Origin of the sequence: Bizionia hallyeonensis (genome assembly GCF_042657385.1) — a bacterium.
In the GTDB taxonomy this organism is placed as follows: Bacteria; Bacteroidota; Bacteroidia; order Flavobacteriales; family Flavobacteriaceae; genus Algorimicrobium; species Algorimicrobium hallyeonense.
This window is the reverse complement of record NZ_JBHSLA010000007.1, coordinates 99086-114838: the sequence shown is the minus strand read 5'-3', so window position 1 is coordinate 114838 and position 15753 is coordinate 99086. Positions and strand designations below refer to the sequence as shown.

General features: G+C 34.8%; 7 protein-coding genes. 1 reads left to right on the top strand and 6 read right to left on the bottom strand.

Annotated features, from left to right (window positions below):
- Positions 1–273: 273 nt before the first annotated feature.
- The 5 genes from ACFPH8_RS14620 to xerA all read right to left on the bottom strand — a co-directional run bounded on the left by ACFPH8_RS14620 (position 274) and on the right by xerA (position 3674).
- Complete coding sequence (locus ACFPH8_RS14620; protein ID WP_376862138.1) at positions 274–453, bottom strand: hypothetical protein; 180 nt, start codon at positions 451–453, stop codon at positions 274–276.
- Positions 454–623: 170 nt separating this feature from the next.
- Positions 624–878: a hypothetical protein gene (locus tag ACFPH8_RS14615; protein ID WP_376862136.1), complete on the bottom strand. Its 255-nt coding sequence runs from the start codon at positions 876–878 to the stop codon at positions 624–626.
- A 109-nt stretch (positions 879–987) separates the two neighbouring features.
- Positions 988–1527 carry a dihydrofolate reductase family protein gene (locus tag ACFPH8_RS14610; protein ID WP_299206066.1) on the bottom strand — a complete coding sequence of 180 codons (540 nt, stop codon included), beginning with the start codon at positions 1525–1527 and terminating at the stop codon, positions 988–990.
- Complete coding sequence (locus tag ACFPH8_RS14605) at positions 1520–2050, bottom strand: GNAT family N-acetyltransferase (RefSeq protein ID WP_299206064.1); 531 nt, start codon at positions 2048–2050, stop codon at positions 1520–1522. The genes ACFPH8_RS14610 and ACFPH8_RS14605 overlap by 8 nt, the downstream gene beginning before the upstream one ends.
- 496 nt (positions 2051–2546) lie before the next feature.
- Positions 2547–3674: a site-specific tyrosine recombinase/integron integrase gene (xerA, locus tag ACFPH8_RS14600; RefSeq protein ID WP_376862133.1), complete on the bottom strand. Its 1128-nt coding sequence runs from the start codon at positions 3672–3674 to the stop codon at positions 2547–2549.
- An 88-nt stretch (positions 3675–3762) separates the two neighbouring features.
- On the opposite strand from xerA, the gene ACFPH8_RS14595 reads away from it, so the two are divergent.
- Complete coding sequence (locus tag ACFPH8_RS14595; protein ID WP_376862131.1) at positions 3763–4161, top strand: hypothetical protein; 399 nt, start codon at positions 3763–3765, stop codon at positions 4159–4161.
- Between the two features lie 203 nt (positions 4162–4364).
- Here the strand turns inward: ACFPH8_RS14595 and ACFPH8_RS14590 are convergent, their stop codons facing one another.
- The gene (locus tag ACFPH8_RS14590; RefSeq protein ID WP_376862129.1) at positions 4365–15587 is read right to left on the bottom strand and encodes an HYR domain-containing protein; all 11223 of its coding nucleotides are present in this window, start codon (positions 15585–15587) and stop codon (positions 4365–4367) included.
- Positions 15588–15753 lie beyond the last annotated feature (166 nt).

The following is a 15753-nucleotide window of genomic DNA, read 5'->3' as shown; positions in this document are numbered from 1 at the left end:
CATTTTGTTCAAAATCACTTTCACTAATATCTGTCCGAATATTGTCGGATAGTAAAAAGCATATTTCATTCCATTTTTCGTTGTTCATTTTCGGTTTTCTCGGTTTTTTTCAGCTTGTTGCCAACGTGTATGTGTATGGTTAGTTGCGTGGTTAAGCAACTAATTTAGTAAACAAATACTTGCCAGAGAAAATTCCGAAGGAATTTTCCAAATAGACAACGACCAAAGCAATTAATTATACACGGTGTTGGCATTTCGTTGTTTTTATTCAGATTATTGATTGCTGTCTTTATTTTTATTTGCTCTAATTGTTAAGACCATTGATATTATAATTAAGACACTCGATAATGTTGACATCCAAAATCCTCGGTCAATTTTTTCCGACATTATAAAGTTTGCAATTATTAAAATTGCACTTGCTATAATTACTATTAAAGGTAAATTCTTTTTCATTAATTCAGTTTTTTAGTGAATTCGGTTAGCTTTTTATTCCGCAAAATTTTTCAGTTCCGATTGAGTGAGCAATTCCGCAATTTGCTAAATTCCGCATTCAGTTCGGGTTTTGGTTTTCAATTCAGTTCTCGATTCCGCAACCGAGCTAAATTCAGATGTTGAATTTATGTTCATTCGGATTTGTTATACTTCTTATGCTTAATTTTTTTCTTTTCCAGAATTCCGTAAAATTTTCGTGGCGAGATTTTCAGCTCTTTTGTTATTTCGCTTACTTTTTTCTTTCTTTTTTTATAGAGTTTTAAATTCTCGTTTACTTTTTTATTAAAGTAGTGTTTTTCAAGTTTCTCAACGATTTGCAGTTCGGTCAAATTTGAGTCGTTTGCATATTTTTCAATTTCCGTTTTTATGTTTGATAAATTACTCATAAGTCTCATTTTTAACGTTCCGCCTCAATGAATGCCAACGTTTAGTATATGAAGCGTAGCATCCCGAAGGGTGCTATGATTTCATATATATTGTTGTGGTGTCGTATTTTTATTTTTTTCGTTTATAATGTCTTTGCGATATTTGATTCAGGAATGTTTTTGTTCCAATCAACTCAAATTTAAGCTCGTTTGGTAATTCTCCGAACAATGAAGAACCACCACCTAATAAACTTGGAATAGTTGTTAATATCATTTCATCAATCAAGTCCGCTTTTAAAAAATTCCTGATTGTTGTTCCTCCATCAATGTATAATCTCTCATATCCTTTTCCGTTAATTTGCTCTAAAATTTCTAATAGAGTTCCTTTGACTAAAAAGGCTCTGTCTTTATGTGATTCTGGTATTTCTTTCAGTTTATTGCTCAATACAAAAACAGGTTTGTTATATGGCCAAGAAACATCAAAACCTATTACAGTTTCGAATGTTGTTCGTCCCATAACAATTGCATCAATCCCACTGATGAATTCAACATATCCCATATCATCATTGTTAGGATTAGGCACTGAATTTAGCCAATCAATTCCGCCATTTTTGTCAGCGATATAGCCGTCTATACTTGTTGCGATAAATACGCTATTCCTTTTATTCATAAAATTCTTTTGGATATTCAACCATTCCACTTATTCCATTCAATCCGTTTTCAACCAATTCAATTGCCATACAATTCTCTTTTGGCACTTCAAATGGTAATTCTATACCAAATTGGTCGGCTCGTTTGTATCCGAATTTTGGGTAATATTTTTCGTGTCCAAGTAATATAACAGATTGGTATCCTAATTCTTTTGCTTTTTTATGAGCTTCTTTAATCAGCATTCCTCCAATTCCATTTCCTTGATATTCTGGAAGTACTGAAACTGGCGCAAGTGCCAACGAGTCAAACTCATTTTGTCCATTTTTGATTTTCAGTTTAGTTAGCAAAATATGTCCGACAGTTTTATTTTCATTTTCCGCTATCAAAGACAATTCAGGAATAAAAGCGTCAGATTTTCTCAATCTTTGCACCAAAAACTGTTCTTTATGGTCTGACATTTGTTCTGATTCAAATGCCTTTTCTATAAGATTAAAAACGGTTTCGAAATCTTTAGATTCTTCTTTCCTTATTGTCAATTCCATTTGCTTTTATAATTCTTTTTGCGTTTCGGTCAATATGCACCACAACGGTATGTGTATAGAAAGTGCGGGTTTGCGTCCGAGGATTTTCCGCAGGAAAATCGGAAGGTAGCAAACGCACACTTTCGTTTGTGTTAGGTACTAAAATAAGCATTTTTTATACACCATGTTACCTACAGTAGTTTTTCAATTTTTCTGACTTAAAATTCTGAAAAAAACGAAACTTTAAACTGGGCAATAAATGGCTATTTAAAACGAAGTGTAAACGTGCTAAAAATCGGCGTAATATTCCGTAACAGTGGCAGGTCGGAAATCATAAAGATTAACGCAACAGTGATAAATCGAAAGTATAAAATGTTTGTTCAATCAAAAGTTTTATCCGTTTGAGTGCGATCAGATTTGCCGTTTAGTTTTGCGTAAGAATGGTGAATTTTTATGGCGTTACGCTATTGTAGGTAACAATTGGATATAGACTATAGTCTATATCCACGTTATAACGCTAAGATAGTAAATCTTTAATTTCCATGAATGATCTATTTGCCACATGGGTATAAATTTCTGTTGTTTTTGTTGAACTATGTCCTAACAGAAGTTGAATATGCCTAATGTCAGTTCCATTTTCCAACAAATGCGTAGCAAAGCTATGTCTTAACATATGAGGTGTTACTTTTTTAACAATACCTGCTCTTTTAGCAGCACTACTTACAATTTTTAAAACACTAGTGGCACTGTATTTTTTGCCTTTCTGTCCTTCAAATAAATATGTTTTTGGTCTGTATTCTCGATAATAATCTTGAAGGTCTTTTAATAGACTTGGACTTAATATAGAAATGCGGTCTTTTTTTCCTTTAGCATTGTTAATTTTTACCACCATTCTTTTACTGTCTATATCAGTTACTGAAAGATTCAATAACTCACTTCTTCTAAGGCCAGATGAATAGAGTAAGCCTACTATACATTTGTGTTTAATATTGTTGGTGTTTTTAATAATCTTTATGATATTTTCTTTTGAAAGTACTTCCGGTAATTGTTTTTCTTTTCTCGGCCTTTCAATTGAATAAAACCTATTAGGCATTCCGTGTACAGTCTCGTAAAAAAACTTTATACTGTTAACCGCTAAATTTATATAAGAATTGGATTTTCCTTCCTGAATCAGTTTTTGAAGATATTTCCTAACATCCATTTCGTTTAGATTTATAGGATCTTGGGTGTCGTAATAATTAATAAATGCTTCAAAACAGGATACGTAATTACGGACTGTATTATTGGAATATCGCTTAAGTTCAAGTTTTAATAAATATTCTTCAGGGCAAGTTTTAAAGCCATCTTTTGTCTTTCTGTTTCTGTAGCGTTCCAGATTTAATTCTGGATTATCGGGATTTATCACTTTTTCAGAAAAAAAATAGTTGCCATTAATCCAAGCAACTCCATGAAACGTTTTAAATATGAACTCTAAATTACTTTTGTTGTTTAAAACGTAAAACATCCCAAAATCATTACTCCATGATACGATTGGTAAAGTATCAACTAAGGCTTGAATAATTTTGTTGGTGTTAAATTGAAGTCCAATGCATTTTTTCTGGTCAATTAGTAAATGCTTTAATGTGATACTTTTATGAAGTCCCATGTTTTTAGTTTAAAAATAATATGAATAAATGATTTAGTCGTATCTTATTCGAATAGGATACGTATAAAATACGGTTAAATAATATCACATGAGATTTCACAAAGAATGTTTGTATTGTAAAAAGGAATTAGTAGGTCGAACCGATAAGAAATTTTGCGACCCACAATGTAAAAGTGGTTATCAATATCAAAAAGCAAAGGAACAACCAGAACGTTTCTATGATAAAGTTAATAATCAACTGAAGTTGAATCGGAAAATACTGAAGGAATTCAATAAAGGGGGGAAGGTGACCGTAAGAACAGAGATTTTAAAGGATATAGGTTTTAATACTAATTTTTTTACGCATTACTGGAAAAACCAAAAAGGGGATGTTTATTTCTTTGTATATGAGTATGGATTTCTTAAAAAAGTAGAGCACGGTATTGATAAATTTATTCTCATAAAATGGCAAGATTATATGCTAAAAAAAACACCTTTGGGTTTATAAATTGTATAATCATTTGTGCAAAATCAATACATGATTTCATGAAATTAACAGCTCAACCTCAAATCTAAATTGGGAGTAGCCCTAGATAAATTATTTAAAGGCGAATAAGAAAACTTGTAAAGTCAATAAAAAAAGGTAGTAATTTAAAATTACTACCTTTTTTATTTAATCCGTAAAGCTATTGTAAACGATACGTTTATGTATTAGTATCTAATGAGTTTGATTGCTTTTGTTACTCCAGCTTGACTCACTTTCACAATATAAACACCACTATCCAATTTGTCACCAAACTTGTATATCTCATTTGGATTAAATTTATTCGTGTGAACGAGTTTATTGTTCATATCAAATACTTGCATTTCAACTTGATCTATTACGTTTGCTGTTTTTAATTTTAAGTTGAAGTATGTGTCAGAAGGATTTGGCCATGCAACTACTTCAAGACTTAATCGACCTTGTGAATTGTTATTTGAATTTGTTTCTCCTATTACTGGTTGCTCTATTGGGCATGGTTCGCATAAACTATCTGCATTCCAAATAATATTTTTATTTCCATGCACTCTATTTGCTATAAATAAACCAGTCATATAGGTTGGTTCTCCGGCATTGTTTCCATTGCCATTTGCACCTTTAACAAGCATCTCATGATTATAAGCATGAATACTTGCTCTAACATCCGATCCTTTTTCTATTTGAACATCTTCATCCACATAGAAAACAACCTTATTCCCATTAGAATTTATTGTGCCTCCTTCAGCTAGCGTGAACTTCTCGTTTAAAATAACATTTGCGCACCCAGAAAATTCAATGTTAGCATCTTTAAAGGTTTTTAATTCGTTGATGTATACATTAGACTGACTGAATATTACAGTAGCACCTTGCTTAACAGTAACTACATCATAAACACTTCCATTTAAAGTAACTGTTTGGTTATTGTTTACTGTAGCATCTGGACTAGCATTGTTTGAATACGTATTATAGACAAATGTTGGTATGGTTGGATTAGCAGCTGCATAAATTGGAGTACCCACGGTACTACCTTGATTTAAATTAATGCTTACTGCTTGTGCAAAGCCAACAACATTACTAGCTTGATGTAATTTAACATTACCAGAATTAGGATTCATTGCTCCAACACCTCCAGTTTGAACTAAATTACCTCCATGTAAAAACACTTCATCTTGTGCTAATATGGTATATGCTGAAATTAGCGAACCTGAATCAAACCCTGTAACTTCATACTCTAAATAAGTTGTACAATTTGTTGCTGAAGTAACTAACACGCCATAAATTCCATTACCTGTTACTTCTATAGATTCTGTGGTTTCACCAGTACTCCAGTAGTATTCTATGGCTTCAGCACTATTGGCTGTTAATACCATTGCTGCTCCTTGACAAAAATCTGGTAATTCTCCTTGTGTAATGGTTACCTCTGGAACAATTCCTTCAACAGTTACTGTGGCTGTACAACTTGAAGTATTTCCATAATTATCTGTAACTGTTAAGGTTACTGTATTTGGCCCAATATTTTCACATCCAAATACCGATGGAGTCACTTCATAAGACGCTATGCCACAAGCATCGCTTGAACCACTATCTACATCTTCTCCAATTATGGTTGCAACACCATTACCATCTAACACAACTGTAATATTTTGACAACTTGCTACTGGATCCACATTATCTTCAACCGTTACAATAGCTGTTTCAGAAAAAGAGTTTCCATTCACATCTGTTACGGTTAGTGTAATAGTGTTTGCTCCAATATTAGAACAATCAAATGAATTTGGAACTACTACTTGGGAAGCAATACCACAGTTATCACTAGAGCCATTATCTATTTGTGATGGAGTAATGCTTACACCTCCACTGGCATCTAATTGAACCGTAATATCTTGTGTTACAACAATTGGTTCTATATTATCTTCTACAGTTACTGTAGCTGTACAAGTAGAGGTGTTTCCGTTGTTATCTGTAACCGTTAAGGTAACAGTATTAGAACCAACGTCTGCACAGGTGAAATCCGTTTTATCTAAAGATAAACTGGCTATTCCACAGGCATCATTAGATCCATTATCTACAGCTTGAGCTGTTGTACTTCCAACACCATTGGCGTCTAATTGTACAACAACATCTTGACAAAATACTTCTGGTGCAATTTGATCTACAACAGTCACATTTCCTTCGCAAGTAGATACATTACCACTTGTGTCAGTTACAGTCAATATCACATTATTTGCTAATGCAGCTATTTCAATATTATGATCTCCCAATTGAGAAACTGTATTTTGAGAGTACTGAGACCATTCAGTTGCTAAATTTGCAACAAAGGCATTCACATTTCCTTGTAAGACATCTTCATTTCTAACTAAGGTTGTTCCATAAGTTGAAACAGATGAAGCACTCCATCCTGTTCCAGGATTGACGCCTATTTCACCAAATACATCTACTGCATTACCATTATACACTAATGCTATGGCATCATTACCATTGAAAGCAAAAGCACCTGTTTGATCTGCTTCTGTAGCAGCTGCTGGTGAAGTTGGATTACAAACGACATAGACTTCACGATCTCCAATTATTCCTAATAAAGGAACTGAATAGGTGACTGTTGAGCTTCCATCTATATAGACATTCAACGTATATCCTTCTTCATATAAATTTATTGGGTTACCGGTTCCATTATAAATTTCTATACAATCTTCATTGCCTGTTCCGTCAATATATTCTGAGATAATTAATTGATCTAAATCTCCTCCAATATCTGAACAGTCAAACGTCAATTGAGATAACGTAATACTTGCAATACCACAATTGTCCGTAGAATTTCCATTAATATCACTTAACTCAATACTACCATTTCCGAAGGCATCTAATTGCACTTGTAAATCTAAACAGTTTACAATTGGAGCTTCGTTATCTTCAACGGTGATGGTTGTTGTACACGTCACAACTTGTCCATGTCCATCATCTGCAGTCCAAGTAACAGTAGTTGTACCTTGAACGAATATTTCTCCAGCTAAACTTGCTGAATTGTTATAGTCATTCGTAATACTTCCTGAAATACAGTTATCTGTAAAAGTAGCATCGAACTCTGTTCCTTGAATGGTGTAATCACACTGACCAAAATCGGTATCTCTTGTGTCATTTCCAATACAAGTAATCACTGGTGCTTCGTTGTCTTCAACGGTTATTGTTGTTGTACACGTAACAATTTGTCCATGTCCATCATCTGCTGTCCAAGTAACTGTTGTTGCTCCTAAAGCAAATACTTCTCCTGATAAACTAGATGTTCCATTAATACTATTACTAATGCTTCCATCTATACAGTTGTCTGTAAAACTAGCATCGAACTCTGTTCCTTGAATGGTGTAATCACACTGACCTAAATCGGTATCTCTTGTGTCATTTCCAATACAAGTAATCACTGGTGCTTCGTTGTCTTCAACGGTTATTGTTGTTGTACACGTAACAATTTGTCCATGCCCATCATCTGCTGTCCAAGTAACTGTTGTTGCTCCTAAAACAAATACTTCTCCTGATAAACTAGATGTTCCATTAATACTATTACTAATGCTTCCATCTATACAGTTATCTGTAAAAGTAGCATCGAACTCTGTTCCTTGAATGGTGTAATCACACTGACCAAAATCGGTATCTCTTGTGTCATTTCCAATACAAGTAATCACTGGTGCTTCGTTGTCTTCAACGGTTATTGTTGTTGTACACGTAACAATTTGTCCATGTCCATCATCTGCTGTCCAAGTAACTGTTGTTGCTCCTAAAACAAATACTTCTCCTGATAAACTAGATGTTCCATTAATACTATTACTAATGCTTCCATCTATACAGTTGTCTGTAAAACTAGCATCAAATTCTGTTCCTTGAATGGTGTAATCACACTGACCTAAATCGGTATCTCTTGTGTCATTTCCAATACAAGTAATCACTGGTGCTTCGTTATCTTCTACAGTGATTGTTGTTGTACACGTTACTACTTGCCCATGACCATCGTCTGCTGTCCAAGTAACGGTTGTTGCTCCTAAAGCAAATACTTCTCCTGATAAACTTGAAGTGCCATTAACACTATTGCTAATGCTTCCTGAAATACAGTTGTCTGTAAAAGTAGCATCGAACTCTGTTCCTTGAATCGTGTAATCACATTGACCTAAATCGGTATCTCTTGTGGCATCTGCTATACAAGTGATTTCTGGTGCTATGTTATCTTCTACCGTTACTATTGCTGTACAAGAACTTACATTTCCATTAGTATCCGTAACGGTTAAGGTCACGGAAACCCCAACGCCTCCACCTCCAGACACGGTATGACTTCCTAAATTAGACGTATCGTTTTGAGGTAAGCTAGTCCATTCGGTTTCTAATGATGGGAAGTTTACATCATTATCCGTATTCCCATCCGTAATATTTGAATTTCTTACTAATGTTTCATCTGATGTGCTATTACCTCCTTGATTCCATGAAGAACCTGGATCTTGTCCAATTCTTCCAAAAATATCAATGGCTGATCCATTTTTCAATAAAGCGATGGCATCATCTCCATTATGTGTCATGGAACCGGTAAGTAAATCGGCTTCATTTGTAAAAGCTGAAGAAGCTCCTGAATTACAAACAACATAGACGTCTCCATCTGCTAAAATTCCAGATAATGAAATTTCTGAAGACGAAGTACTACCATTTGTATATCTAGCCAACTCATAGCTGCCTAAATTGACATCTGCTCCTGTGCCATTATAGATTTCGATACATTTATTATTTCCACTTCCTTCAATATATTCTGAAATGAATAAATCGGTAGAGGCTGTTGTTGTACCTCCTGAACTAACATCTGAACAATCAAAACTGTTATCGCTTATTGAAATTGAAGCTATTCCACAATTATCTGTCGACCCATTATCGATGTCTTGAGCGGTGATGCTTGCTTGTCCGTTAGCATCTAAATAAACCGTTAGGTCTTGACAAACTACTGTTGGCAATTCATTGTCTTCAATAGTCACATCGAAACTACAGGTTGCTGTATTTCCTGATGCATCCTTAACTTCAAACGTGTTTGTGGTTGTTCCTAATGGAAAAACACTTCCTGAAGCTAAACCTGCCGTTTGTACTAGAGTTTCTCCTGCACAATTATCTGAGCTTATAACAGTATAGTTTACAACTGCATCACAGGATCCTAAATCTGAATCTTGTGTAATATCTCCTGGACACGTTATTTCTGGTGCGATTGCATCTAAAACAGTGACAGTTGCATTACAATAACTTACGTTCCCATTGTTGTCAGTTACTGTTAAAGTAACCGATACGCCAGAACCACTAGAAAAATTTTGTCCCGCATTTAAATCCCCAGAACTTGCAGTTATTGGTCCTGTCCATGAAGAATTACCATCTCCAGTTCGTTGTAAACTCTCACCTACAGGTGTTGAACCTGGCTCATTTACTTCAATATCTGTAGATGTTAATCCATTTGCTGGACCATCAGTTGCTGTGAATGAACCTTCATAACTTAAGAACTCAACTACATCTCCTAAATTATCCACAAGTGCTAATCCATCTGGTGCTCCATTTTGAATTCCAGATTGAAAAAATTCTATAGCTCCAAAACCAGAACCACCTTCATTATCAATAGTACCTGAAAGGTTTATTGTGTCATAAGACGTTCCGTTACTACCATTATATAAAACAATGCTATAACCTGTTAAATTAAATCCCGAAGTTCCAGCAACTTCTACAAACTCACCTGAATCCCCACCATCATTATCATAATGAAGTTCGTTAATCCATACGCCTGATGCCGTTCCCCCTATGCTTACATCACTACAGTCAAAACTGTTATCACTAATAGATATAGAAGCAATTTCACAATTATCGGTTGAGCCATTATCAATGTCTTGAGCTGTGATGCTTGCTTGTCCGTTAGCATCTAAATAAACCGTTAGGTCTTGACAAGCGACTGTTGGTAGTTCATTATCTTCAATAGTTACGTCAAAACTACAAGTAGCCGTATTTCCTGATGCATCTGTAACTTCAAAGGTGTTAGTTGTTGTTCCTAATGGAAAGGCACTTCCTGATGCTAAACCAGCAGTTTGAACTACGGCTTCTCCAGCACAATTATCAGAGCCTATAACCGTATAATTAACAACAGCATCACAGGATCCTAAATCGGAATCTTGTACAATATTTCCAGGGCATGTTATTTCTGGTGGAATTGCATCTAATACCGTAACTGATGCGGTGCATGTACTGACGTTTCCATTGTTATCTGTTATGGTTAAGTTTACCGAAACTCCAGAAGAGATTCCTCCACCTTGAGTAGTGGTAAACATACCAATAGGAAAAGGTATAGTGGCTGTTGTGTTACTACTTTCTCCATCAAGCGCATTAGTACCACTGTAATACCAGTTATTAGACTGAAATGTTGAACCATTCGGATCAGAATTATTATTTCTATAAGCCCAGCCATTTAAATAATCCCAAGATTGACCTGTTCCATCTGTATTAATATAGCCAAAAACATCAGCAACATTCCCATTATAAAATAATTCAATAGCATCATCGCCATTTATTCCCATCGAGCCATCTGTATAATCTGGATTGAAGCCAAAGAAAGCATTAAATTGAAGGCTTTCAGAAGCTACATAAATATATGTTCCTGAAGTAACTGCTACATTCGGAAAAGTAAATTCTTCACCATCACTGCCTCCTCCATTATTGGCTGAACCAATACCATATTCTGAAAGGTTGCTTATATCACTAATAACATATAACTCAATACCCTTTGGCACACCACCTGTTAACGGTCCATCGAAAACTCCAGAAATTATAATACTTTTTGAAGGGTCAGATGTACCTCCTCCTGAACTAACATCTGAACAATCGAAACTGTTATCACTTATCGAAATTGAAGCTATTCCACAATTATCTGTCGATCCATTATTTATATCTTGAGCCGTAATACTTGCTTGTCCATTCGCATCTAAATAAACAGTTAAATCTTGACAAACTGCATTGGGTAATTCATTGTCTTCAATGGTAACATCAAAACTACAAGTAGCTGTATTTCCTGATGCATCCGTAACTTCAAACGAGTTTGTAGTTGTTCCTAATGGGAACATACTTCCGGAGGCTAAACCTGATGTTTGAACTATTGTTTCTCCAACACAATTATCGGAACTCGAAACAACATAAGTTACCACTGCGTCACAAGAACCTAAATCTGAATCTTGAACTATATTTCCAGGACACGTTATAACTGGTGCCTCGGAATCTAATACTACCACATCAAAAGTACAGGTAGAAGTACCTACAGCATTAGTTGCAGTAGCCGTAATTGTAGTTGTTCCAATTGGAAAAATAGTATTAGGATCTTGCGAATATGTAATGACTGAAGCTGGAATTCCAACGACATCTGTTGCACTAAAATTAGCAATCGCATCGCATTGTCCTATAGTATTATTAACCGTAATTGTTGCCGGACAATTTATTACTGGTGCTACACCAACTACTGTTACTGTAAATGAGCATGAAACCATATTACCAGATGTGTCTGTGGTTTCATAAGTCACTGTAGTATCACCAATAGGGAAGGTGTCTCCACTTCCAAGATTAGTAGTTAATACAGTAGAGGCCACACCACAATTATCGGTTCCTTGAGGTTCAGTATAAGTTACAACTGCTCCAGCTTCACTTGTTGCTATAGCGCTTATATCGTTTGGACAACTTATGGTTGGTGGTTCCAACTCATTAGAAGAACTTGAAAACGTATCAGATACTAAATTACAAGTTGTTACAATGATATCTGCCGCACACACATTGTTTAAAAATGGCACAGTAATCGTTATACTAGCAAAAGAATCTGAAATAATTGGTGCATCAATGCCGTTTATGGATACAGAATTTTGACCTGGATTAAAATTAGCACCATTAATAATTAAGTTACTTCCAGGAACTATAGGACTAATACTAATAGCACCAATTATAGGTGCATTAACGGAGTAGCCAAAAGAATTGGAAATGACACCACATGCGTTTGTAATTTCAATAGTTCCGTTACACACACCTGCTGGAGATGTAACTGTAATAGATGTTTGACTCTCATTTTGAATATTCGTTGCCGCAATACCGCCAATAGTAACTGTATTTCCAGAACTACTAAAACCTGTTCCGTTAATGAGCACTTCAACATTACCTTCGTAAGGTAAAATGCTAGGGTTAATTGAATTTATTACAGGTGATTCAACAGTATAGGGTAGGGTATTTGTTTCAAATCCACAGCCATTAGTTACAAAAAGTACATCAGTACAAACACCTACTGGAATGGTAAATGTTATTTCTGTGACCATTTCACTGTCAGGTGTAACAGTCTGACCGTTTATATTTATAGTGTTTCCAGATGAAGTAAAATGATTACCATTTAAGGTAATAGTATCACCAGGTAAAAAGCTTACAGGATCAACGGATGCCAAGATTGGTAAAGGCGTTTCTACCGTAAAAATAGTTTCACATTGGGTAATATTACCAGACGTATCTTCTACAGTCCATATTACAGTTGTAGGATTTGACGGAATATCAAAAACAGCACCAGCTAAAGTCGCCGTATTGGTTATATTATTACTTATTGAGGCTATACCACAATTATCTGCAACTATCGCATCATAACTGCTATCCGTAATAGTAGCTAAACATCCACCCACTTCTGTGGTTAATATAATATCTGTTAAACAGGTTATTTCTGGTCCTTCGGTATCTAATACTGTAACAGTTGCGTTACAGGTAGATGAATTGCCAAAAACATCTGTAATAGTTAATTCAACTATTTTTTGTCCAATATCTGAACAATCAAAGCTTGTTTGAGAAATAGTTAAGGACTGTAAGCCGCAATTAGCTGTACTACCATTATCAATATCTGAAACTGTTATACTAGCATTTCCTGACTCGTCAAGTTGAATCGTAATATCATTATTACAATTTGCTATAGGTAATTCACAAATATTAACCGTATAATCTTCAGTTTGACCGTAGTAGTTATTCCCATTTCCTTCAACAGGAGCACAAGGATTAATATTATAACCAAACCTACTAGCTATTATTCGCATCGTAGTACCTCCTAAAGCAACACCCGAAGGGATGTTTAAAATCGTTGAAGCTTCTTCAGTATCGGTACCATCAGAATTTGTAACACTACCTATTTCATAATATTCGTTAGCATCAGAAAAGTCGCCATTTTGATTCCAATCAATAAAAGCTGTAAAGTATAATGTTCTGTTTTCTTGGGCTCCATCTGTATTACCTTTAACAGTAATATTATAACCGGTTCCTTGACTGGTACCATTACCTTGGACTACTGTAGTGGAAAACGCCGTGTAATTTTCATAAGATGGACTATTTGTTGAACTTGAACTTTGATTGTTAATATCACCAAACGTAACACTGGTAATTGGGCGTACATTATTAAATGTTACATCACAATAATCATCAGAACAGACTTGAGCTGCTGTTGTAAAGCTCCATGTGCTAACATTACTAAAGGTACTACAGTCATTTTTAGGCACTACTCTCCAATAATACTGTGTGTTTGCTGTTAAGTTAAGATTAGCTGTAGTTGTGTTTGCTGCAAGATTAGATTGTAACAGACCTGGTGTAGGCGAGGTTCCAAAATAAACATCATATACTGTAGCTTCTGGCACTGCCGTCCAGCCTAAAACTGTAACTGCTCCACCGCCATTGTAACAAACCTCTGTTGCGGTATTAAATGGAAATGGGTTTTCCGGAGCTTCAGTAATATTTTCGCATGCTCCTAAATAAGTGACACGTAATAAGGATTGAGCTGTATTAAAAATTCTATAAGGTCTATTATCTCGGTTACTCCCATTGGAATCAAAACTTAACTGGAAATAATCTTGTGCTAATAAATCTTGGACTCGAGTTGTGGCTCCACCATTTAATATGGTATATGATTGTTGCCCTGTGGTGTTATAATAAGCTGTGCCGTGATTGCCACCTGCTACCAAAGAGTTATACTGACTTGAATTTGAACTTGTGGTGTAGTTACCACCTTCCGATGAGGATGATCTTAAATAAGCTGGTATGGAATTTCCATACAAGCTAGCTACATTTGCACTAAACTCTACGTTATTAATAACACTAACATCAGGAATTGAACTTGTATCATATTTTATCCAACTTCTATAATGGTCATAGTAGGTGTCTCTATAAGTACACCAGCTTCCACCACTTCTACTATAATAATATCCTACCTGAATTCTAGCTGGTTGGTTATTAGAGGAGTAATATGTGCGAGTAGTAGTAGATGATCCACATCCAGAATCATCATAATCATATCGATAACGGATATAACCAGACATATTACCATTTAATGTAATTGTAGGATCAACTATTATAGGGTAATTTCTATTCTCTAACCATTGCTTTGAAATTTTTGTAGCTATACGATACGTATTAATTCCTAAATCAACTTTTTCAATATGAAATGCTGCATCTTCCGTTGGTGCTAAAACAGCTTCATTATTTTTTTCATACACCTGTGGTGCTGGAATTTGTAGATAGACTTGATTATTCTCATCTACAATAACCAAACCAGTCTGATTTTGGTCATACTCTAGACTATAATTTTTTGGTAATTCTAAATCTTCGGTAAACGTTACAAAGACTGTGTTATCATTTGATATAGGATTGCTGTTAAGAATAATGTTATGCTTAATCTCGTCTGCTTTTATGACATATTCATTATCAATACCATCCAGAACATTGTTATAAGTAAGGGTATTTTTATTTGCTTTTGGTATTGCAGTTTTAAAATTGTTAGCTTTTAAAAGGGTTCCAATACTATCTGTTAAGCTCATAGTAAGGTTTTTACCCATAACCAGTTCGGAATTATCGGTTTGAATAATCACACCGTATTCTGATGGGTCTGCTGGAAACCAAGATCTTAAATTGTTAGAGGTATTTGCAAAGACATAATCTCTTTTTTCTGAAGGTACGAGATTCGTATTTATATCTTCCCAGCTACCAGATTTACTTTGGTAGTGCATGGACTTTGGAGATAAAACAGCATCTATTGTTTTGCCATCTTCTCGCAAATAATGTTTAGTAGTACGATCTCTTTTAGAAATTAATTCTGTTTTAGGATCTACTTCAAAGTTGTTAACTTTCGAAGGTGTTCTGTTTTTATCAGGTTCTATCGCAAAATTAGCATCAGCTAATAAATCTTGATTTGTTTTTGATTCATGTGATATCTCTGAAGGTGTATCATCATAATCTAAAGTAGTGTCGTTAAAAGATTGATTGGTTAATTCATGAACTTTTTCATTTCCAATGGTATTCTCTTTTTTACAAGAAAAAATAACTAATAATAAACATAGTATTAGAATGGATTTAGACGTAGTTTTCATCATGTTGTGGTTGTTAGTTAATAGTATGGCCAGAACACAATACACATGAATATATTATGCAAAGCATAATAATATGATGTTTTTAGGAATGTAAAATTTAAAGTAGACTTTGGTTGGGTTCAACCTATCTGTATTTTGAAGACATGTTGATTAATAGCACAGTGAAAAT

What these genes read in the sequence shown, in the direction of transcription:
- ACFPH8_RS14620 (WP_376862138.1), bottom strand. Translation starts at nt 453, where the DNA reads ATGAAAAAGAATTTACCTTTAATAGTAATTATAGCAAGTGCAATTTTA.
- ACFPH8_RS14615 (WP_376862136.1), bottom strand. Translation starts at nt 878, where the DNA reads ATGAGTAATTTATCAAACATAAAAACGGAAATTGAAAAATATGCAAAC.
- ACFPH8_RS14610 (WP_299206066.1), bottom strand. Translation starts at nt 1,527, where the DNA reads ATGAATAAAAGGAATAGCGTATTTATCGCAACAAGTATAGACGGCTAT.
- ACFPH8_RS14605 (WP_299206064.1), bottom strand. Translation starts at nt 2,050, where the DNA reads ATGGAATTGACAATAAGGAAAGAAGAATCTAAAGATTTCGAAACCGTT.
- xerA (WP_376862133.1), bottom strand. Translation starts at nt 3,674, where the DNA reads ATGGGACTTCATAAAAGTATCACATTAAAGCATTTACTAATTGACCAG.
- ACFPH8_RS14595 (WP_376862131.1), top strand. Translation starts at nt 3,763, where the DNA reads ATGAGATTTCACAAAGAATGTTTGTATTGTAAAAAGGAATTAGTAGGT.
- ACFPH8_RS14590 (WP_376862129.1), bottom strand. Translation starts at nt 15,587, where the DNA reads ATGATGAAAACTACGTCTAAATCCATTCTAATACTATGTTTATTATTA.